Source organism: Pontibacillus salipaludis, from assembly GCF_014642405.1.
Classification (GTDB): Bacteria; Bacillota; Bacilli; order Bacillales; family BH030062; genus Pontibacillus; species Pontibacillus salipaludis.
The window spans coordinates 79,994-101,276 of record NZ_BMIN01000001.1 but is presented as its reverse complement, the minus strand read 5'-3'; the positions used below and the strand labels follow the sequence as shown (position 1 = coordinate 101,276).

At 39.1% G+C, this 21,283-nt stretch carries 18 protein-coding genes; all 18 read right to left on the bottom strand.

Translation table 11 applies throughout. The features are described from left to right. Window position 1: 1 nt before the first annotated feature. The 18 genes from hflX to pgsA all read right to left on the bottom strand — a co-directional run bounded on the left by hflX (window position 2) and on the right by pgsA (window position 21,237). Window positions 2-1,252: a GTPase HflX gene (gene hflX / locus IEW76_RS00485; RefSeq protein WP_188649885.1), complete on the bottom strand. Its 1,251-nt coding sequence runs from the start codon at window positions 1,250-1,252 to the stop codon at window positions 2-4. Window positions 1,253-1,370: 118 nt separating this feature from the next. After that, on the bottom strand, window positions 1,371-2,255 hold the full coding sequence (spoVK, locus tag IEW76_RS00480; protein WP_188650479.1) for a stage V sporulation protein K: 885 nt from the start codon (window positions 2,253-2,255) through the stop codon (window positions 1,371-1,373). Between the two features lie 215 nt (window positions 2,256-2,470). Further along, entirely contained in the window at window positions 2,471-2,695 is a 225-nt protein-coding gene (hfq, locus tag IEW76_RS00475; protein WP_036778891.1) for an RNA chaperone Hfq, read from the bottom strand. A gap of 39 nt (window positions 2,696-2,734) precedes the next feature. Further along, window positions 2,735-3,670, bottom strand: a complete 936-nt coding sequence (gene miaA / locus IEW76_RS00470) for a tRNA (adenosine(37)-N6)-dimethylallyltransferase MiaA (protein WP_188649883.1) — start codon at window positions 3,668-3,670, stop codon at window positions 2,735-2,737. Between the two features lie 217 nt (window positions 3,671-3,887). After that, window positions 3,888-5,738 (bottom strand): DNA mismatch repair endonuclease MutL, encoded by a 1,851-nt coding sequence (gene mutL, locus IEW76_RS00465; RefSeq protein ID WP_373285922.1) that lies wholly within the window; start codon window positions 5,736-5,738, stop codon window positions 3,888-3,890. Between the two features lie 34 nt (window positions 5,739-5,772). Beyond that, a complete protein-coding gene (gene mutS / locus IEW76_RS00460; protein ID WP_188649879.1) occupies window positions 5,773-8,373 on the bottom strand; it encodes a DNA mismatch repair protein MutS in 2,601 nt (866 codons plus the stop codon). Between the two features lie 181 nt (window positions 8,374-8,554). Next, window positions 8,555-9,115 (bottom strand): outer spore coat protein CotE, encoded by a 561-nt coding sequence (cotE, locus tag IEW76_RS00455; RefSeq protein ID WP_036778884.1) that lies wholly within the window; start codon window positions 9,113-9,115, stop codon window positions 8,555-8,557. Between the two features lie 214 nt (window positions 9,116-9,329). After that, window positions 9,330-9,758 (bottom strand): YlbF/YmcA family competence regulator, encoded by a 429-nt coding sequence (locus IEW76_RS00450; RefSeq protein WP_188649877.1) that lies wholly within the window; start codon window positions 9,756-9,758, stop codon window positions 9,330-9,332. Continuing rightward, window positions 9,759-11,318: a tRNA (N6-isopentenyl adenosine(37)-C2)-methylthiotransferase MiaB gene (gene miaB, locus IEW76_RS00445; protein ID WP_188649875.1), complete on the bottom strand. Its 1,560-nt coding sequence runs from the start codon at window positions 11,316-11,318 to the stop codon at window positions 9,759-9,761. A gap of 156 nt (window positions 11,319-11,474) precedes the next feature. Continuing rightward, complete coding sequence (locus IEW76_RS00440) at window positions 11,475-12,650, bottom strand: glycine C-acetyltransferase (protein ID WP_188649873.1); 1,176 nt, start codon at window positions 12,648-12,650, stop codon at window positions 11,475-11,477. Window positions 12,651-12,671: 21 nt separating this feature from the next. After that, a complete protein-coding gene (tdh, locus tag IEW76_RS00435) occupies window positions 12,672-13,712 on the bottom strand; it encodes an L-threonine 3-dehydrogenase (protein ID WP_188649871.1) in 1,041 nt (346 codons plus the stop codon). A gap of 153 nt (window positions 13,713-13,865) precedes the next feature. Further along, complete coding sequence (locus tag IEW76_RS00430; protein ID WP_188649869.1) at window positions 13,866-14,792, bottom strand: dipeptidase; 927 nt, start codon at window positions 14,790-14,792, stop codon at window positions 13,866-13,868. Between the two features lie 225 nt (window positions 14,793-15,017). Continuing rightward, window positions 15,018-15,278, bottom strand: coding sequence for a stage V sporulation protein SpoVS (spoVS, locus tag IEW76_RS00425; RefSeq protein WP_036778868.1), 261 nt, complete (start codon window positions 15,276-15,278; stop codon window positions 15,018-15,020). A gap of 108 nt (window positions 15,279-15,386) precedes the next feature. Further along, window positions 15,387-16,184: a 2',3'-cyclic-nucleotide 2'-phosphodiesterase gene (ymdB, locus tag IEW76_RS00420; RefSeq protein ID WP_188649867.1), complete on the bottom strand. Its 798-nt coding sequence runs from the start codon at window positions 16,182-16,184 to the stop codon at window positions 15,387-15,389. A 132-nt stretch (window positions 16,185-16,316) separates the two neighbouring features. After that, a complete protein-coding gene (gene rny / locus IEW76_RS00415) occupies window positions 16,317-17,879 on the bottom strand; it encodes a ribonuclease Y (RefSeq protein ID WP_188649865.1) in 1,563 nt (520 codons plus the stop codon). A 324-nt stretch (window positions 17,880-18,203) separates the two neighbouring features. Then, a complete protein-coding gene (gene recA, locus IEW76_RS00410; protein ID WP_188649863.1) occupies window positions 18,204-19,241 on the bottom strand; it encodes a recombinase RecA in 1,038 nt (345 codons plus the stop codon). Window positions 19,242-19,406: 165 nt separating this feature from the next. After that, complete coding sequence (locus IEW76_RS00405) at window positions 19,407-20,657, bottom strand: competence/damage-inducible protein A (RefSeq protein ID WP_188649862.1); 1,251 nt, start codon at window positions 20,655-20,657, stop codon at window positions 19,407-19,409. A 1-nt stretch (window position 20,658) separates the two neighbouring features. Beyond that, the gene (pgsA, locus tag IEW76_RS00400) at window positions 20,659-21,237 is read right to left on the bottom strand and encodes a CDP-diacylglycerol--glycerol-3-phosphate 3-phosphatidyltransferase (protein ID WP_188649859.1); all 579 of its coding nucleotides are present in this window, start codon (window positions 21,235-21,237) and stop codon (window positions 20,659-20,661) included. Window positions 21,238-21,283 lie beyond the last annotated feature (46 nt).

Here is a 21,283-nt window from a genome sequence, read left to right as displayed (position 1 = left end):
TCTATTCTTTTTCCCCTCTGCGGTTGTTCTTTAGTTGATGGTAAAGTGGATGCTCTCTGTCTATCCATCCCTTCACAAAATATTTTTCATCCTCTTCAAGAAAATCACGTTCTTTAACTATTGAATTTGACTCAACGCGATGAAGAAAGTTACTGTCCGAAGCTTGAATATAAATTTGGAAAGGTTCCCAATCTTCTACAATTACCTCTTCGATCTTATCTAACAAACGCTTTAAGTCAATTGGATCATGTGCGCTAATCGTAACTGCAGGCAATGTTGCTGGAAAGAAGTTCGCATCCAAAAGGTCTCGTTTATTATAAACCGTTAACATCGGTAAATGATCCGCTCCTAAGTCAGTTAAAAGCTGTTGAACGGTTTTCTCATGTTGAATGTGATCTTGATGAGAAGCATCGACCATATGCAATATGAAATCTGCTTCCGTTACTTCTTCTAACGTTGAACGGAACGCTGCAATTAACGTTGTTGGCAAATCTTGAATAAACCCTACAGTATCAGATAAGAGAGCTCTAAAACCTGAAGGCAACTGGATCTGACGTGTAAGTGGATCGAGAGTTGCGAATAACTGATTCTCTTCAAAAGATTCACTGTTAGTCAGGCGATTGAAAAGAGTAGACTTACCCGCATTTGTGTATCCTACGACCGCTATCTGAAAAGCGCGATTTTCCTTACGACGCTTTCTATATTGATTACGTTGACTTACCACTTGTGATAAACGCATTTTAATATCGTCTATACGACGCCTAATATGTCGACGATCCGTTTCAAGCTTCGTCTCACCAGGACCACGTGTTCCAATACCACCACCGAGCCTCGACATATTCTTCCCTTGTCCATAAATACGGGGTAGCATGTACTGAAGTTGGGCAAGTTCCACTTGTAACTTACCTTCCTTTGTATTCGCTCTTCTTGCAAATATATCAAGGATAAGCTGGGTTCGATCGATGATACCTACATCCAAATAATCCGCCAACTTACTCATTTGACCTGGTGATAACTCATCATTAAAAATAACAAGTCCTATGTCATTCATCTCTAAATAGTCTTTTATTTCTTGTAATTTCCCTTCTCCTATATATAGGGCAGGGTGTATTTTGTTTCGTTTTTGAACAAATATTTTATGTACTTGACCATGAGCGGTTTCTGTTAAAGATTGTAATTCTTCAATAGAAGAGTGGAAGCGCTCTTCGTCTGTATTTGGTAATTGGCAAGCTACTATGACTGCTTGTTCCATGACAACATCCCTCAACTTTCTAATCGTGCTCCTATCATAACACAGACCTTTTTTTAAAGCGAAATGAGAACATTATTCTGATAAACAAAAAGGAGCCCCTCTCTATCGAGGAGCACCATTAAGTTTTCGTTTGAAAAATTAAATCTTGACCTGTTATTTGCATAAGTTCTGATGCGGAAAAGCGATTTTGTTTCATGATTCGCATCGCTTGTTTGCGTATAGACTGTTCAATAATGTTTCGAATATAACGTCCATTTGAAAAGCCGCCTCCCCGATGTTGCTGCATTCGGATTAAGTGATCTTTAAGCTTCCATTCTGCGTCTTTTGAAAATTCGTATTCTCGTTCAGCGGCCATTTGCTTCGCAATCGTCATGAGCTCATCAATAGAATAATCTTTAAAATCTAATATAATTGGAAACCTTGACTGCAATCCTGGATTTAAGCGTAAAAACCGGTCCATTTCATCAGGGTAACCCGCTAGAATCAAAATAAAATCATTATGATTGTCTTCCATGTGTTTCACTAATGTATCAATGGCTTCTTTTCCAAAATCTTTCTCCCCGCCACGAGCTAATGAATAAGCTTCATCTATAAATAAAACTCCACCCATCGCCTTTTTTACAAGATCCCTAGTTTTTTGAGCCGTATGTCCAATGTATTCTCCGACAAGATCCGCACGTTCAGCTTCAATAAAATGACCTTTTGAGAGAACATTCATCTCATGAAATAGTTCTGATATTTTTCGCGCCACTGTCGTTTTACCTGTACCTGGATTCCCTTTAAATAACATATGAAGCACTTGCTTAGAAGGCTTGAGGCCTGCTTCCTCCCGCTTTTGATTCACATAAATACTAGCATAAATTTCTTTAACCGTAGATTTTAAATGGTCAAGTCCTATGAATTCTTCAAATTGTGTATCGATACGTTGAAATGGATTCGTTGCATAAGAAGTTGCCGCAATTTCTCTATGTTCGACTGCTTGATGTTCCCTATCATGAAACATAATATTGATCTGACCATTCTTTTTATAGGTCACTTGCGTATCCAATAGGATCACCCCTTATTCACTGACAGTATACGCAATCATAAGGAGGGGTGTGACAAATGCCTATATATTTCACCACTGAAGATTTTAGAATATAAAGTTTCCTATCCTTCAGTATTACAAATAGCTTATGTATAAGAAAAAACGGACCCTTAACAGAGTCCGCTTTCAGCTTATTCTTTATCTAACGTGATGGTCTTAGATGGAGCAAATGTTGAGATCGCATGCTTAAATATTAATTGTTGCTTTCCGTCGGTTTCTAACATTACCGTGAAATTATCGAAAGCTTTAACGACTCCGCGAAGTTGGAAACCGTTAAGCAAAAATACTGTTACTTGAACATGTTCCTTACGAAGAGTATTTAAAAATTGATCTTGGATATTCACTGTTTGAGCCATGAATCTTCCTCCTCTTTTCTATCTGTGCTTACTATATTTCTATATTTGATTCAGCTTTCCTGCTAAATCAGTTAAAATTTCTTCAAACTTTTCTGGAGCCGTTTCTAATGAAATTTCATACCAGTTCACGTCCATTTTATTTCGGAAATATGTGAGTTGGCGTTTTGCATAACGTCGTGAATTTTGTTTCAACTCTTCTATTGCTTGGTTGAGAGGTTGGTGGTTGCGTAAATAAGGAAGGAACTCCTTATAGCCAATTGCTTGCAGACTTTGAGCATCTTCATATCCTTGCTCAATAAGTCGATTCACCTCAGAAAGCAAGCCACCTTCAATCATATCATCTACGCGCTTGTTTATTCGTTCATAAAGTGCTTCCCTGTCCATATTCAACCCAATTAATATAGGATTGTATGGGGAGGTAGGCTGTTGAGTAGCTTGGTATTCACTCATAGTCATTCCTGTTAATTCATAAACTTCAAGAGCTCGGATCACTCTTCTTATATTATTCGGATGAATCTTAGAGGCCTGTTCAGGATCAATTTGCTTCAAACGATTAAAGTGGGGCATAACTCCTTCTTCTTCTATCTTTTTCTCAAGATGATGTCTGTACTGATCATCACGTGCTGTCTTGGAAAATTGGAAATTGTACAAGACCGATTGAATGTAAAGTCCTGTCCCACCAACGATAATGGGTAGCTTTCCTCTATCCGAAATTTCCTCTATGTATCGGGATACTCTGTCTTGGAATTCTGCCACCGAGAATTCATCACCAGGGTCTTTAATATCAATCATATAATGAGGAATGCCGTCCATTTCTTCTTGGGTCACTTTCGCAGTTCCGATATCCATCCCCTTATAGATTTGCATAGAATCTCCGCTAATGATTTCCCCATTAAAGCGCTTAGCGATCTGAATACTCAAAGACGTCTTCCCTACTGCTGTTGGCCCGACAATCGCTACAACTGGTTGTTTCATTTTGATGCCTCACTTTGTTAAACGAACAATTGTTCTTTAAAGGTTTTTGCTATCGTTATTATACATGTTCCACACAAGAAAAGAAAGCCACGTATAAATCTACATAGCCTATGCGGATGAATAATCAAGAAATTTCCATATCACCCTTGGCTACTTTACCCTAATAAAAAAAAGCGAACGATCCTTAAAAAGGATCTAGTCCGCTTATCTCTCGTCATTACATCACACGTTTAAACATCTTTTCCATTTCATACTCAGAGAAATGAACAATAATTGGGCGACCGTGAGGGCATGTAAATGGATCCGTAGACTCCCGCAAGTCATCAAGGAGACGCTTCATATCATCGTGGTTTAAATAATGGTTTGCTTTAATGGATCGTTTACAGCTCATTAAAATGGCCGCTTCTTCACGTAAAGAAGTAATATTAATGTTATTCTCATTTAATACTTGATCTACCATTTCTTCGATAACTTCTTGTTCATGACCTTTAGGGAACCATTGTGGATGCGATCGAACAATAAAGGTTTGCTCTCCAAATGGTTCAAGGAACAATCCTACATGTTGCAACTTTTCCATGTGCTCTTGAATCAAAATGGCTTCTGGCTTTGTGAAGTCAAAAGTCATTGGCATAAGTAATTCCTGAACTTCATTAGTCGTCTGACCTAATTTATCACGGAAAAACTCATATTTAATTCGCTCTTGTGCAGCGTGCTGGTCAATAATATAAAGACCTTTTTCATTTTGCGCAAGAATATAGGTCCCGTGTAACTGACCAATTGGATAAAGAATGGGCACGCGATACGTTGGCTCTACAGCCACTTCTTCTTGTTCCTCTTCGGAGACAATTGGTTCATGATCTTTAGCATCTGTTTCCAAGTCTGGTGCAGTTGCCTTTTTAACTATTTCCGCATAATCATGAGCTTCACTTTCTTTCATCCACTCCGGCTCTTCTCTTCTAGGATCAGATTTCCACTGATCTGCATGAGGTTCTGACACAAAGGAAGTAGGTTTTGGTCTTTCTTCAAAAGAGAAGCTCCCCTGAACAGAAGAGTCTTTCTCTTTTGCACGTTTTGGCTTCTGTTCAACTTCCGGTATAAGCGTTTCTTTCCGGAAAACACTTGTAACAGCTTCTTGTACTGCGTCGAAAAGCTCTTTTTCTTTACTGAAACGAACTTCTAATTTAGCTGGATGAACGTTTACATCCACCAAATAAGGATCCATTTCAATTTGCAGAACCACAAGTGGGTACCTCCCTATTGGGAGTAGCGTATGGTACCCTTGCAAAACGGCTTTATTGACTGCTGGGTTTCTAATATACCGACCATTTACGATTGTAGACATATAGTTCCTTGAAGCTCTAGTAATCTCAGGTTTAGCTATATAACCAGTAATGGTAAAATCCAACGTCTTCGCTTCAATGGGAATCATTTTTTTTGCTGTAGACATCCCATAAATTTGAGAGATAACTTGAAGAATATCTCCTCTTCCTGTCGTTTGGAATAAGCGCTTCCCGTTATGATAGCATTCAAAACGGACTTCAGGATGAGACAAAGCCATACGATTCATAACATCTGTAATGTGTCCAAGTTCCGTGTGAATGGTTTTCATATACTTTAGTCTTGCTGGTGTATTGAAGAACAGTTCATCAACCGTTATTTCTGTACCTTGTCTGGCATCGCTTTTATCTTTTTCTTTTAAAGCTCCACCCTCTAAATAAAGTTTCGTTCCAGCTTCTTTACCTGTTGATGTTTTAACAGTTAAACGACTGACGGCTGCAATACTAGCCAGGGCTTCTCCTCGGAAACCAAGTGTTTTCACACGAAAAAGCTCATTCTCATGTGTAATTTTACTAGTAGCATGGCGTAAGAATGCTCGTTCACTATCTTCTTCGCTCATGCCTTTGCCATTATCCATGATCTTAATTTTGGAGAGACCAGCTTCCTCTAGTTCCACTTTCACCCAAGTACTTCCTGCGTCAATACTATTCTCAACTAGTTCTTTAACTACCGATGAGGGACGTTCTACTACTTCACCCGCTGCAATTTTATTCGCTAAAGCATCAGGCATTTGATGAATAGTCGCCACTTGACCTCCCCCTTTCTTATTTCTTCAATTGTTTTTGTAACGTGTATAAATGATTCATCGCTTCAATAGGATTTAATTCTAAAAGATCAAGCTCTGACAATTGCTTTAATACCTGATCTTGATTAGTACTCCTTTCAGACGGCTGTTTTGTTTCTTTAAACGGGATTGGCTCTTCCTTAAATAAGGATAATTGTTCATCAGGTTCGTTTTCCAAATCCTTAATTTGTACGGATGAATTCCCTTCACTAGAAGAACCTTCTAATTGAGCGAGAATTTCGTTAGCACGATTAATTAGTCCTTCAGGCAACTCAGCAAGTTGAGCTACGTGAATGCCGTAACTCTGATCAGCCGCTCCGTCTTGAATTTGATGAAGAAACACAACACGCCCTTCGTATTCTTCAGCTCGTACATGAACATTTTTAAGATGGTTCAGTTGTTCTTCTAGAGCTGTCAGTTCATGGTAGTGCGTTGAAAACATGGTTTTTGCATGAATATGGTTGTGAATATGTTCAACGATCGCTTGGGCTAGAGCCATTCCATCATAGGTGCTTGTCCCTCTTCCGATTTCATCGAGCAAAATTAAGCTTTTATCTGTTGCACGCGTTAATGCATGTTTTGCCTCAAGCATTTCTACCATGAAGGTACTCTGACCAGAAACAAGATCGTCTGCTGCTCCGATTCTTGTAAAGATTTGATCAAAGATTGGAAGTCTAGCATCTTCGCATGGGACAAAGCAACCAATTTGCGCCATAATTGCAGTTAACGCCAATTGTCGCATATACGTACTCTTACCACTCATGTTTGGACCAGTTATGAGTAGGATATCTGTTTCTTCAGGCATATCTACATCATTTGGAACAAACGTATCATTTTGCATAACTTTTTCAACGACCGGATGACGGCCTTTTTCAATGGAAACTTCACGTTCTTCAACAATAGAAGGTCTAGTATACTGGTACTCTTCACTTACTGTTGCAAACCCTTGCAACACGTCTATTGCGCTAATTTGCTCTGCAAGGATTTGCAATGGGCGAATAAAGTTTTTCACTTGATCCCGAACTTCTATAAATAAATCATATTCAAGTTCAACACTTTTCTCTTGAGCCTCAAGGATAAGTGTCTCTTTTTCCTTTAATTCAGGTGTAATATACCTCTCAGCATTGGCAAGTGTTTGTTTACGCTCATATCGCCCATCAGGAAGGAGGTGAATATTTGCTTTAGTCACTTCAAGGTAATAACCAAATACACGGTTATAGCCAATTTTCAACTTGCTAATACCAGTTTCTTGTCTCTCCTTCTGTTCGAGTTGCGCGATCCATTGCTTTCCGTTCTTAGCCGCATCCCGGTAATCATCTAACTGGCCATTATAGCCGTCTTTTATTAGCCCACCTTCTTTCACTGTAATAGGTGGTGTATCCATGATTGCTTTCTCTAACAGATCATGAACCTCATCTAAGGGTTGAAGTTGTTCAGATAAAGCTTTTAATTCAGGTTTATCAAAAGAAGCAAGTAGAGACTTAATTTCAGGAATACGTCCAATCGATTGCTTTAACTGAACAAGGTCACGAGCATTAACATTTCCATACGCCACTCTACCAGCTAGACGCTCCAGGTCATAAACAGACTTCAATGATTCTCTGAGCGTTTCTCTTTCAAAGAATTGCTCCATAAAGCCCTCTACCTGGTTGTAGCGTTCTTCAATGCTTTCCTTACGAAGTAACGGGCGCTCCACCCATTTCTTTAATGTACGAGCTCCCATGGATGTAACAGTTTTATCAAGCACCCAAAGAAGACTCCCCTTCTTCCCTTGCTTGCGGATCGTTTCCATAAGTTCAAGGTTACGTTTTGAATACATATCGAGTGTCATGTATTCTTTAAGCTGGATTTGATATACAGGTTTTAGATGATCGAGCGATCGCTTCTGAGTGTCTTGGATATAGTTAAATAATTGCCCGAATCCAGTAATGAGACGATCATCCTGCAAATTATCTACAAGAGATTGAAAACTTTCAGGGATGGTATTCTCTTCTTGCTTGGATATAGTCACACCAAGGCGGTCTTGCAAGGCTTTTTGATGGTTTTCATCAAACATTGGAGGGACAATAATTTCTTTCACAGGGCGATTAAACAATTCACTTAGCACACCGTCAAATCCATCTTCTAATAAAGCAATACTGTTTTCTCCAGTGGTTAAATCGTTATAAGCCACTACATACGTTTGCTGATTAAAGGGCGTAATAGAAGCCAAGTAATTATTCTCATCTTCAGAAAGCATCGCCCCCTCCATTACGGTACCGGGAGTTACAAGTTGAACAACCTCTCTTTTCACAACACCTTTTGCTGTTTTTGGGTCTTCCACTTGCTCACAGATTGCTACTTTATATCCTTTTTCAATTAATGTTTTTATATAATTTGCAGATGAGTGGTAAGGTACCCCGCACATTGGGATGTTTCCACCATCACGACTTGTTAATGTAATTTCTAATTCCTGAGCGGCTTTCGTTGCATCTTCATTAAACAACTCATAAAAATCGCCTAAACGGAAAAATAAAAAGGCATCTTGATATTGCGCCTTAATTTGCATATATTGCTGCATCATTGGTGTTTGCTTTGCCATAAAGAATCCTCCACGAACGAATTTCAATTACAACACATTATAGCATATCAAGAACCATTCTAACGACCGAATCATACTGGAAACCGAATACTATTCCACTGTAAAGGGTAAAAGGGTGTCTGGCACCCTTCTGTCCTTTACAGCAAAGAAGACCTGACACTTGTCAGGTCTTCTTCGAGCGTTATTCTTCTTCGTCTTGTGCGAGGAAATCTGGATTAACGTGTGAAAAATCATCACTTGAGACATCATATCCCCAGTCATCTTCATCACATACACAGCCATCTGGGTCGACTTTAACACAGATCTTTGTCTCACCTATGACTTCGACAATGAATTCCCGCTCAACATCAACGATAATTTTATGTCCTTGGTGCGCAATGCGTGCTTCTAAACAGTTTGGTTGTTGCACGACACGGGCTATGACTTCAAAGTCACAGTCAAGACAGTTTTCATCCTTAATGGATAAAGGCACCTTATCACAGTAATGTACTTTCTCTGTAACGACTTCTGTCTTTGTATTATCGCTGTACGAATACCATACATTGATTTCGTAACTACCAGAAACCTCAACGTAATCGCCCTTTTTCTTTGCATTATAAATGTGGTTGATTACCCAGCATCCTAGAATGCTTGTTGGGCGATGAGATGGTGTTACAGTATTTGTGTCCTGGATAAACTTCCTACCCTTTCCACATACCGCTTTTGTAATAATCTCACGATACTCCTGATCAAATAACGACATGAGAGCCCAACCTCCTCCTTCTTTGTTCACTCACATACTATGCGAGACATTCGCCCTAAGTGCACAGATCATAAAGATAAATCGATAATCATGGCAGGTTGAAACTTTAGTTCCTACTTCATTCTATGCAAGAGCCTAGAAAAATGTACGAAAAGTTTTATAAGCAATAAAAAAGAGCACTCTCTTTTTTCGAGAGTACTCTTCATCTCATTCTTTAATGATCACAAGAACCACCTGATTGAACTGCAGAACCTGTTGTTCCTTCTAACAAATCGCCACCTGTGTCACGAATAATTTGATTTGTTACTTCATTAGCGATCGTGTTCGTCACACTTTGCAAGAAGTCATTAACGGAGGATTGCGTTTGTTTGAATTCTTCCACAACCGGAATTGCATCTAATTCGGCTTGAAGACGATCAATTTCTTTCTCTACTTTCTTCTGAGCTTCTGTTTTTTCATAGTATTGAAAGTTCACAGCTTGCTTTTGAAGAGATTTAATACGACTGATATATTCCTGAACCTTTTTATTTTCATTTAACTTTGCTTCCACTTGCTTAAAACGCTCAATTTCTGGCGTCTCTACGATTTTATGCGCTAGGCTTTGAGCTTGTTGAATGACTTCGCTACGAGTATATGTTGACATTTATTTCACCTCTACTGCTTCGACCATTTCTCCGTCCAGCGACCATGTTTTGGCTTTTGTCACCCTAACAGGGACAATTTGACCTACAATGGATTTTGGACCACGGAAATTCACGAGCTTATTTTTATCTGTATGCCCAGCAAGTACATCAGGGTTATTCTTACTTTCCCCTTCTACTAACACATGGACAATTTCATTTTCATACTTCTTCATTGCTTGAGCGGATTGATGATTAATAACAGCATTCAGTCTCTGTAAGCGCTCTTTTTTCACTTCCATTGGAACGTTGTCCTGCATCTTCGCTGCTGGAGTCCCTTCTCTTGGAGAGTAAATGAACGTATAAGCACCTTCAAAGCCTACTTCTTCAACGAGGCTTAACGTTTCCTGAAACTGCTCTTCTGTTTCGTTAGGGAATCCGACAATTATATCAGTCGTCATTGTTGCATTCGGCATTGCTGCTCGGATCTTATCAACGAGCTCAAGATAGCGTTCGCGTGTATATTTACGCGCCATAATCTTAAGAACTTCTGAACTCCCAGATTGAACTGGTAAATGAATATGATCGAGTAAGTTTCCACCTTGAGCTAACACTTCAATTAATCGGTCGTCGAAATCTCGAGGATGAGAAGTTGTGAAGCGTACTCTCGGAATATCAATTTTATGGATCTCGTTCATTAAGTCACCAAGACCATATGTCATATCATCGAAATCTTTCCCGTAAGCATTTACATTTTGACCGAGTAAGGTGACTTCTTTATAACCTTGAGCTGCCAATTGACGCACTTCCTGAATAATATCCTCCGGGCGACGACTCCGTTCCTTGCCTCGTGTGTATGGAACAATACAGTATGTGCAGAACTTATCACAACCATACATAATGTTCACCCATGCCTTTATATTGCCTTTGCGTTCTCTTGGAAGATTCTCTACAATGTCACCTTCTTTAGACCATACTTCAACGACCATTTCTTTCCCAAATAGCGCTTCTTTCACTAAGTATGGAAGACGGTGGATATTATGTGTACCAAATATTAAGTCTATGAATTGGTGCTTTTGTAAAATTCGATTTACGACGGATTCTTCCTGAGACATGCACCCACATACACCCAAAAGCAGATCTGGTTTCTCACGCTTTAAGGATTTTAAGTGGCCAATCTCACCAAACACTTTATTTTCAGCGTTTTCTCGGATCGCACACGTATTAAGTAAAATGATATCTGCTTCTTTTTGATCACTTGTAGATTCATAGCCCATATCTGTTAATATGCCAGCCATTACTTCTGTATCATGTTCATTCATTTGACATCCGTATGTTCGAATAAGAAATTTCTTACCTTTACCTAATCCTTTGAGATCTTCAGGAATATCAAAGTCATAATGAACACTCACATCTTCTTTTCCACGTTTCTTTGCGCTTTTTAAAGAAGGGGGTTGATAAGTCGTTTCAAAATATTTAGCAAAGTCTTCAGTTTTCTTCTCTTTTAAAGGTTTATCCTGAGCAGGCTTGTCTCGTTCAGGTTGTTGAATGGAACTCATTTCTTTTCGTTGTTGTTCATTCATTCAGAGAACTCCTTTCACACTGTCTCTAATTGTAATATTATATCAGTCTCTGACCTTAAAATAAAAGAAAATTTCGTGAACATATGTAGAAAAGAATAAGAAAAGGCCTATTCCTCCAAAGGAACGGCCTTTCCATAAAAAAATCGATGTTATGGTTTACAAAAGCCCAAGCGTCTTTCCAGCCCGTTCGAATGCATTGAGTGCTTCCTGCAATTCTTCTTTTGAATGTTCAGCTGTCACAATTGTACGAATACGCCCTTTTCCTTTAGGTACCGTCGGGAAAACAATTCCTTGAGCAAAGACACCCTCATTAAACAGCTCATCGGAGAATTTATGCGTTAACGCGTCATCACCTATCATAACGGGAGTAACAGGCGTTTCACTAATGCCTGTATTAAACCCGAGCTCTTTCAAACCATCTTTAAAGAATTTCGTATTGTCCCAAAGCTTTTGAATTAACTCTGGTTCCTCAAGTAAAACATCAATTGCTGCATCGCATGCTGCTGTTACAGCAGGAGGATGAGATGTACTAAACAAAAACGGACGGCCTTTATGAATTAAGTATTCTTTTAATGTCTGAGAGGTAGCCACATAACCCCCAAGGACACCAATAGCCTTACTTAAAGTTCCTACTTGGATATGTACTCTGCCATCTAATCCAAAGTGGTTCACAGTACCTCTTCCATTCTCGCCAAGAACACCACTAGCATGAGCATCATCCACCATAATAAGTGCATCATACTTCTCAGCAAGCTCTACAATTTCTATTAAAGGAGCAATGTTTCCATCCATGGAGAATACTCCATCCGTTACAACAAGCCTCGTTCGGTATTCAGTTGATTCTTTTAATTTTTCTTCGAGTGACTCCATATCTACATGCTTGTAGATTTTTCTTGCAGCTTTCGTTAAACGAATTCCATCAATAATAGAAGCATGGTTAAGTTCATCTGAAATGACAACGTCCTGGTCACTTAGCATAGAAGACAAAACACCTTGGTTTGTTGTAAAGCCAGACTGAAACACAAGAGCTGCTTCTGTATGTTTAAACTTGGCTAATTTCCGTTCGTAGTCTTCATGCATAGAAAGTGTTCCTGCGATGGTACGAACTGACCCAGTTCCAACTCCATATTCTTTAACCGCATCTTCAGCAGCTTGCTTAAGCCTAGGATGCGAAGTTAACCCAAGATAGTTATTAGAAGACAGTTGGATGACATCTTTCCCTTTAATCGTTACACGAGAACCTTGTGCAGATTCGAGCGGAATTAGCTCTCTATATGTCCCTTGGTCTTTCATTTCCTCTAGTTCTGTTTGTAAATGTTCAAAACCTTTCATAACTTAAAACCTCCTGAATTATTATGGATGTAATACAACTTTTCCACATTGACCATTATTCATTAACTCAAACCCCTTATGGAAATCTTCTAGAGGTAAGTGGTGAGTAAGAATCGGTGTTACGTCAACTTGCTTTGATTGCAAGAGTCTCGAAACCTGTTGCCATGTTTCAAACATTTTCCTTCCTGTAATACCTTGCACTTGAATGCCTTTAAATACAACATCATTTGTAATATCAATGTGAACGGGTTGAACAGGCAAGCTTAAAATGGATACCCGGCCACCATTTGTTACCATCTTAAATCCTTGATCCATAGCAACTGGATGACCACTCATTTCACAGACAACATCCATACCGTGCCCATCAGTTAAATCTTTTGCACGTTTAACAGGGTCCTCATTTATAGAATGAATAGTTATGGTTGCTCCCATTTTTCCTGCTAGCTCTAAGCGATAAGGATTTACATCAAACGCTAATACGAGTGAAGCACCTGCAGCCTTAGCTACACCAACAGCCATAAGACCAATTGGACCACAACCAATGATGGCTACGGTTTTTCCAGCAACATCTCCATTTAAAACAGTATGTACTGCATTCCCCATAGGCTCTTGAATAGAAGCGATCTCTATTGGCATATCCTCAGGATTCTTCCACATATTCTCTTCTGGTAAGGCAACATATTCTGCAAAACATCCTTGAGTATCTACTCCAATAATTTTTGTGTTCTCACAAATATGGAATTGGCCTGTTAAACATTGTGGACACTGATGACACACGATATGCGTTTCTGCACTAACATAATCTCCAACTTTTACCTTCGTTACTTTTTCTCCTACCTCTACAACTTCTCCTGCAAATTCATGACCAAATACATACGGTGGATGAACACGACTCTTCGACCATTCATCCCAATTATAAATATGGACATCTGTCCCACAAATAGACGTAGCTTTCACCTTTATTAAAACATCCAAATCTCCAATTGTCGGAATCTCTACTTCAGCTAATTCAGCACCCGGACCCCTTTCACTCTTCATTATTGCTTTCATTTTTCCATTCATGATGAACAACAACTCCTTATTAAAACTCCCTTTAATACTATTAATATCATAAATATAGATATGAATCTAGTACCGCTTTTAGTATTGTCCACCTGAAACGAACAAATGAACGTCAGAAGAAAACGTTTTCAAAATTTACACCAAAACGAACGTTTACTTCCTCGGAAAAGTTCGTATGAAATTCTCATAACACACCTTTCTTACTATGTCTTGCGGAAAGTGATTAATTACAATTTGCGATAAAAAAGATTCATAATCTGTATAATCCTCAAGACCTGTAACCACTTTATCTGTCCCATCAAAGTCAGATCCAAAACCAAGGGAGCACTCACCACCAAGGTTAATGATATGTTTCATATGACGAAGTACATCTTTCCTATATGCCTCTAGAGTTAAGTTTAGAAATTCCGTAACATATGTTACACCAATAAAGGCCCCCCTCTCTATTAATGCTCGTAATTGAGCATCGTCCAGGTTCCTTGGGTGTGAAGCAATAGAATATGCATTTGAATGGCTCGCCATAGGGAAGTCAGCAATTTGCATCGTATCCCAAAACCCCTTATAAGAAACATGAGATAGATCTGTCCATATCTGTTCTTTATTTAAATACCGAATAACATCTCTCCCAAAGTCTGTTAAACCCGCTCCTCTTGACTCACCTATTCCATCTGCAACCGCATTCCCCTGATTCCATGTTAAACCAACCGCCCTCACTCCTAGCTGAACAAGGGTCTTAAGACGACTCAATTGATCCTCTATTGGATGACAGCCTTCAAGTGTTAAGACAGCACCTCTTTCATTAGGTCCTAGAGATAGAATGTCATCTTGACTTTTTATCCAGACTATTTTTTTATAAGGATCTATTATACGTTCCTTAAATAATTGAACCATCTCTAAAGCTACATCAAATTGACAAGCACTCGGCACTGTCTCTGGAACGAATATAGCAAAGCATTGCACCTTTACCGGAGAATTCATCCATTTCTCGTAATTCACTTGTAAATCAGAACTATTAAAAAAAGAGCGGTCAGGTTTTTCCCATAACTTCCATAACGCATCACAATGAGCATCAATAATCATGATGTACCTCCTCGTTGTCCTACTATCAATCAAACTAAAAAAATTCTATTATCCACAAAAAGTAAACGATAAAAAAAGGCTCCCTTAAGAGGATTCTAATTCAATCACTAGATTGATCTAGATTCATACCTAAGTGAGCCCTATTTATATAACTAGTAGGAAAATGGTTTCAAGCATATAAAAGGGGTGTCCCAAAAAAGAATAGGGGACACCCTGTTTATTCAGTTACCTTGGCTCAACAATGAGTTTAATAGCCGTACGTTCTTCCTCGTCAATCATTATATCCGTAAAGGCAGGGATACAAATCAGATCAACACCACTCGGAGCAACGAATCCTCGAGCGATTGCTACCGCTTTCACGGCCTGGTTAAGCGCACCAGCGCCGATAGCCTGAATTTCTGCTGAGCCGCGTTCTCTTAGCACGTTCGCAAGTGCACCTGCTACAGAATTAGGGTTAGATTTTGCTGAAACTTTTAATATTTCCACTACTAGTTCCTCCTTCGTAACCTAAGATTCTTCCATTTCTACTATATTCATGGAGTTGAAAAGTTATTCCCTCCTATTATGAACGAATTTTTCTAAAAATTCAAATAATCAGCTAAAAAATGGATGATCATCATTTATTAGAATTCGCTCAACCTTACGTGCTTTGCCGGAGGAGGCATCCACATCAACCAGGAATGCACTTAGTTGTGTTCTTCCCGTTTTTGGAACTTCAAAACGTACTGGTAAATTTGTAAGAAATTTCTTGATGACTGCCTCTTTGTCTGTCCCCAAAATTTCATCATAAGGACCCGTCATTCCTACGTCGGTTATATAAGCAGTTCCATCCGATAGAATACGGTCATCTGCAGTCTGAACGTGAGTATGAGTTCCGACCACAGCACTTACTCGACCGTTTAAATACCAAGCTAGGGCTTGCTTTTCGGAAGTTGCTTCAGCATGAAAATCTACAAATATAAGATTTGTTCGTTTCTTAGCCTGTTTAACTAATTCATCTGCTTTTTTAAATGGATCATCTAAAGGAGGCATAAAGGTTCTGCCTTGCAAGTTAATAATAGCTAACTCTACACCGTTGTCTTTCACGTACATAATCCCATCCCCTGGGGTCCCTTCGGGGAAATTGGCTGGGCGGATCATTTTATCGGCATCATCAATAAAATCAAAGATTTCTTTTTTGTCCCAAGCGTGATTTCCTAATGTTACGGCTTGAGCTCCAAGTTCAAGAAACTTTTGATAGATCTTATGATTAATCCCTTTACCAGAAGCTGCATTTTCCCCATTAATAATAGTGAAATGTGGTTGGTAAGAGTTTTTTAATTTAGGTAAGTAATCTTCTACCATTTGGCGGCCCGGCGAGCCTACTACGTCTCCGACGAATAATATTTTCATGTTTAGTCCCTCTCTTATCTCGTTTCATTCAGTGATACACAGTCATATTAGAAGTTATAATGACTTTGTGGCTGTTTTTAGTATTATACATAGGTTTAGACATAAAATAAAGCGACCCTAAGGGTCGCTTTATTATTTGGCATATTCAACCGCTCTTGTTTCTCGAACAACGGTTACTTTTATATGACCTGGGTAATCTAACTCACCTTCAATACGGTTTCTTATATCTCTAGCAAGTTGAACGGACTTCAAGTCATCAATTTCTTCTGGTTTCACCATAATGCGAACTTCTCGTCCTGCTTGAATGGCAAAGGATTTCTCAACGCCATCATAGGACTCAGAAATCTCTTCAAGCTTTTCTAAACGCTTAATATAGTTCTCTAACGTTTCACTTCGCGCTCCTGGTCTAGCTGCAGACAAGGCGTCTGCTGCTGCTACAAGAACAGAAATAACAGAAGTAGGTTCTTCGTCTCCATGGTGTGAAGCGATCGCATTAATAACGGTATCATTTTCTTTATATTTCTTCGCTAATTCTACACCTATTTCAACGTGACTTCCCTCTACTTCATGGTCAATCGCTTTACCAATATCGTGTAACAGACCTGCACGTCGAGCTAACGTTTCGTCTTCACCTAGCTCAGCAGCTAAAAGTCCAGATAAGTATGCGACTTCTGTAGAATGCTTCAATACGTTTTGACCGTAACTTGTACGATACTTCAAACGACCCAATATCTTAACAAGGTCTGGGTGTAATCCGTGAACGCCCACTTCAAACGTGGTTTGTTCCCCAACTTCCCTTATAAACTCATCTACTTCACGACGTGATTTTTCGACCATTTCTTCAATTCGTGCTGGGTGAATTCGTCCATCTTGAACAAGTTTTTCTAGCGCATTACGCGCGATTTCTCTTCTAACTGGATCAAATCCAGAAAGAATCACAGCTTCTGGGGTATCATCAATTATAAGATCAATTCCAGTAAGTGTTTCAAGAGTACGGATATTACGCCCTTCACGACCAATGATACGACCTTTCATCTCATCGTTCGGTAAGTTTACAACGGAAACCGTTGTTTCAGCAACGTGGTCAGCAGCACAACGTTGAAGAGCAAGAGAAAGAATGTTCTTCGCTTTCTTGTCCGCTTCTTCTTTAGCACGGTTTTCTGCCTCTTTAATCATAAGTGCTGATTCGTGAGCAACTTCTTGTTCAACACGCTCTAAAATAACCTGCTTTGCTTGATCTGTAGTGTATCCAGAAATACGTTCAAGCTCAGTTTGTTGCTGCTTTCTCATCTCATCCACTTTGCTTTCCGTTTCTTCAATTTGTTGTTGTTTTTCAGTTAAAGACTCTTCTTTCTTTTCTAACGTCAGTTCGCGCTTATCAAGCGTTTCACTTTTTCGATCCAGATTCTCTTCCTTTTGCATCAAACGGCTTTCTTGCTTTTGAAGCTCTGTGCGTCGTTCGCGAATTTCTTGTTCAGCTTCTTGACGAAGTTGATGATTTTCTTCTTTTGCCTCAAGCAGCGCTTCCTTCTTTGCTGCATCCGCATTTCGATGACCCTCTTCAACAATTTGTTTCGCCAAATCCTCGGCACTAGAAATTTTCGCTTCAGCAATGGACTTCCGAACCCAATAACCAACAACATAAGCGATGATGACGAAAAGCAAAATGAGGATGATTGTGATTAAGTTATCCATACCATTCACCTCCTCTTGCTTTTTCACTTTTTACCATACATGTTTGTCGGCATGTACATGTTTGTTTCATTTTCATTTTCGTTTTTAAAGATTCAAAACATTTCGTATAAAGTTAAGAAAAATGAAAATTATACATATTAATTCTAAGCTTGACGAGTGTTATTGTCAAGGAAGCGTCCAATTTCTCCCTCTATTTCATTCATTCTCTTTCATATTTAATAACCCACTCAAACCCTATCTCTTCATCACCGTATAGAACTGCATAACAATATGTAGGAAAAAATCCTGCAACATTTGCAGGATTTTTAGGTAAACTACTATCTTTTAAACATCTAGAGTATCCTGATTCCCATTCTCTTTAGAACCTTCAGGATCATCATACATGTCATAATGTTGACGAATCTTCGTGTTAATTTCATCGTATCGATCAGGGTTTTCTTTAAGATAACTTTTTGCATTTTCACGGCCTTGACCCATACGTTCATCGTTATAGGAATACCAAGAACCACTCTTCGTTATAATATCGAGATCAGTACCGATGTCGATAAGCTCACCTTCTCTAGAGATCCCTTCACCGTACATGATATCAACTTCAGCTTGCCTGAATGGAGGAGCTACTTTATTCTTAACGACTTTAATTTTTGTTTTGTTACCAACCATTTCATTTCCTTGCTTAAGCGTTTCAGCGCGGCGCACTTCTAAACGTACAGAAGAGTAGAATTTTAACGCGCGTCCACCAGGAGTTGTTTCAGGATTACCAAACATAACCCCGACTTTTTCACGTATTTGGTTGATAAACATAGCCGTTGTTTTCGATTTATTAATAGCACCGCCAAGTTTACGAAGTGCTTGTGACATAAGTCGAGCTTGCAGACCTACGTGCGAGTCTCCCATTTCCCCTTCAATCTCCGCTTTTGGTACTAAAGCTGCTACAGAGTCAATGACAATAATATCAATTGCTCCACTTCGAACAAGGGCTTCCGCGATTTCAAGTGCCTGCTCCCCTGTATCAGGTTGAGAGAGTAACAGATTCTCAATATCTACACCTAACGCACGTGCATAAACGGGATCTAGAGCATGCTCAGCGTCAATAAATGCCGCTTGTCCACCTTGACGTTGAGCTTCAGCAATAGCATGAAGCGCAACCGTTGTTTTACCAGAAGACTCTGGCCCATATACTTCTACAATACGACCACGAGGATAGCCACCTACACCTAAAGCCACATCAAGAGCTAATGAACCACTTGGTACTGTATTTACTTTCATTTCGGCCTGCTCGCCCAATTTCATAATTGAACCTTTACCGAATTGCTTTTCTATTTGACGTAGAGCCATATCTAACGCTTGTTTACGATCGCTCACTTTGTTTCCCCCTTACGAATTAACTACACCTATCATAACGTGTTTTTAATCATTTGCCAACAAAAATGCGAATAAATGTTCCCTATTTTTAATAAGAAGTTCTCCCTTAAAAATGAAATATACTGTTACGGAAACAAAATTTTAAGGGAGAGTACGTTGCTAATTTTACGATTTTAATAAATGATGTAAAAGTTCATAACCTTTTTTAACACTTCGATGTCTAATCATATCACGATCACCATTAAAGTGAAAACATTTAACGATGGGTTGGTTTCCATCTACATAAATTCCAATATAAACCGTGCCTACCTCTTGACCCTCTGAAGGATCAGGACCTGCTACACCCGTAAAACTAATGCCGATATCAGTATTAAGCTTCTCTGTTACATTCACAGCCATTGACATAGCGCAAGCTTCTGACACCGCTCCGTATTCACCTAGAATAAGTCCTGGTATATCTAAAAGACTTTTCTTAGACTCATTAGAATAAGACACGATCCCACCTTTACATACTGAGGAAGCTCCTTCAATTGAAATAAGGCTGTCAGTAAATCGTCCACCGGTTAAGCTCTCAGCAGCACTTACTGTAAGCCCCTTTTCTTGAAGTAACTGCATCACCTTACTCTGAATAGTGTCTTGATCCGATCCATAACAGTACTTTCCAATACGCTTCTTAATTTCTTGTTCTGCTCCCTCAATAAGGGCCACTGCTTCTTTCTCAGAATCAGCTCTTGCTGTAAGACGTAGCCCCACCTCTCCCGCACTGGCTAAAGGGGCGATCGTAGGATTAGATTGGCCTTCTATTAAATCTTTCAGGTCATGCTCAAGTTGAGATTCCCCAATCCCAATAAAACGCAACATGCGAGATTGGATGGTTTGATTAATTTTAAAATACTTTTCTATATACTTAAAACCGTCATCTTCTAAAATGGCTTTCATTTCTCTAGGTACACCAGGAAGAAACACCCATAACTTTTGGTCTTGTTGAACAACAAACCCTGGAGCCATACCTACACGATTATGAAGCAGATTACCTCCTTCAATAATTCGTGCTTGACGCTTATTATTTGGTGTCATTTGTTGGTTATTTCTAGCGTAATAGGCTTCAATAGAAGCTAATGCTTCATCGTCTTGTATAATCTCTTTCCCCATTACGTTGGCCGCTGCCTCACGAGTCAGATCATCGTCGGTAGGTCCTAATCCTCCAGTAATGATAATTAGGTCAGAGCGTTGTGCTGACTCTTTAAACTGTGCTTCGAGCCTGCTTAAGTTATCACCTACAACCGTATGATAAAAGACTCCAACACCTCTATTCGCTAATTCTTGTGATATCCATTGTGCATTAGAGTTCACAATTTGCCCCAAAAGCAATTCTGTTCCGACTGCGACAATTTCACCTTTAACAAGTTGTGTCATTTTATTTAGATCCTTTCATTACATGCCAGTTTTTCATAAAGTACTCTATACCTGACACCACTGTAATAATCATAGCCAAATATAATGCTATGGTTCCAAATGGAAAGCCAATATAAGAAAACGGGAAATTATGAAGAAGTAAAGCTGAAGCTGCTATAATTTGAATCCACGTTTTTAACTTACCCATTTGGCCTGCTGCAAGTACAATACCTTCTCCTGCTGCAACTAAACGTAAACCTGTGACTGCAAATTCACGACTTATAATTAAAATAACAATCCACGCTGCAGCTAAGTCTAATTCAACTAAAGAAATAAGAGCAGCTGACACAAGTAACTTATCTGCTAACGGATCAAGAAATTTCCCCAAATTTGTTACTAGGTTAAATTTCCGCGCATAATAGCCATCAACCCAATCCGTAACAGAAGCTACGATAAACAAAATGGCTGCTATGAGATGAGAAACTGGCAGCTCACTCTCTCCTATATCCAGTGTACCCCAGTTAAAAGGAACAGATAATAGGATCATAAAAATAGGAATCATTAAAATTCTTGAAATGGTAATTTTATTCGGGATATTCATGTTCACTTGACCTCCAATAGTCTCTCTTAATCAAATATAAAATACA

Excerpts from the sequence above, each read along its gene's own strand:
- mutS (WP_188649879.1), bottom strand. The coding sequence starts at position 8,373 with ATGGCAAAGCAAACACCAATGATGCAGCAATATATGCAAATTAAGGCG.
- tdh (WP_188649871.1), bottom strand. The coding sequence starts at position 13,712 with ATGAATGGAAAAATGAAAGCAATAATGAAGAGTGAAAGGGGTCCGGGT.
- hfq (WP_036778891.1), bottom strand. The coding sequence starts at position 2,695 with ATGGCTCAAACAGTGAATATCCAAGATCAATTTTTAAATACTCTTCGT.
- spoVK (WP_188650479.1), bottom strand. The coding sequence starts at position 2,255 with ATGTTTCATGATAGGGAACATCAAGCAGTCGAACATAGAGAAATTGCG.
- rny (WP_188649865.1), bottom strand. The coding sequence starts at position 17,879 with ATGGATAACTTAATCACAATCATCCTCATTTTGCTTTTCGTCATCATC.
- miaB (WP_188649875.1), bottom strand. The coding sequence starts at position 11,318 with ATGAATGAACAACAACGAAAAGAAATGAGTTCCATTCAACAACCTGAA.
- pgsA (WP_188649859.1), bottom strand. The coding sequence starts at position 21,237 with ATGAATATCCCGAATAAAATTACCATTTCAAGAATTTTAATGATTCCT.
- IEW76_RS00430 (WP_188649869.1), bottom strand. The coding sequence starts at position 14,792 with ATGATTATTGATGCTCATTGTGATGCGTTATGGAAGTTATGGGAAAAA.
- IEW76_RS00450 (WP_188649877.1), bottom strand. The coding sequence starts at position 9,758 with ATGTCAACATATACTCGTAGCGAAGTCATTCAACAAGCTCAAAGCCTA.
- IEW76_RS00405 (WP_188649862.1), bottom strand. The coding sequence starts at position 20,657 with ATGACACAACTTGTTAAAGGTGAAATTGTCGCAGTCGGAACAGAATTG.
- hflX (WP_188649885.1), bottom strand. The coding sequence starts at position 1,252 with ATGGAACAAGCAGTCATAGTAGCTTGCCAATTACCAAATACAGACGAA.
- cotE (WP_036778884.1), bottom strand. The coding sequence starts at position 9,115 with ATGTCGTTATTTGATCAGGAGTATCGTGAGATTATTACAAAAGCGGTA.
- miaA (WP_188649883.1), bottom strand. The coding sequence starts at position 3,670 with ATGAAACAACCAGTTGTAGCGATTGTCGGGCCAACAGCAGTAGGGAAG.
- mutL (WP_373285922.1), bottom strand. The coding sequence starts at position 5,738 with ATGCCTGATGCTTTAGCGAATAAAATTGCAGCGGGTGAAGTAGTAGAA.
- ymdB (WP_188649867.1), bottom strand. The coding sequence starts at position 16,184 with ATGAAAATATTATTCGTCGGAGACGTAGTAGGCTCGCCGGGCCGCCAA.
- IEW76_RS00440 (WP_188649873.1), bottom strand. The coding sequence starts at position 12,650 with ATGAAAGGTTTTGAACATTTACAAACAGAACTAGAGGAAATGAAAGAC.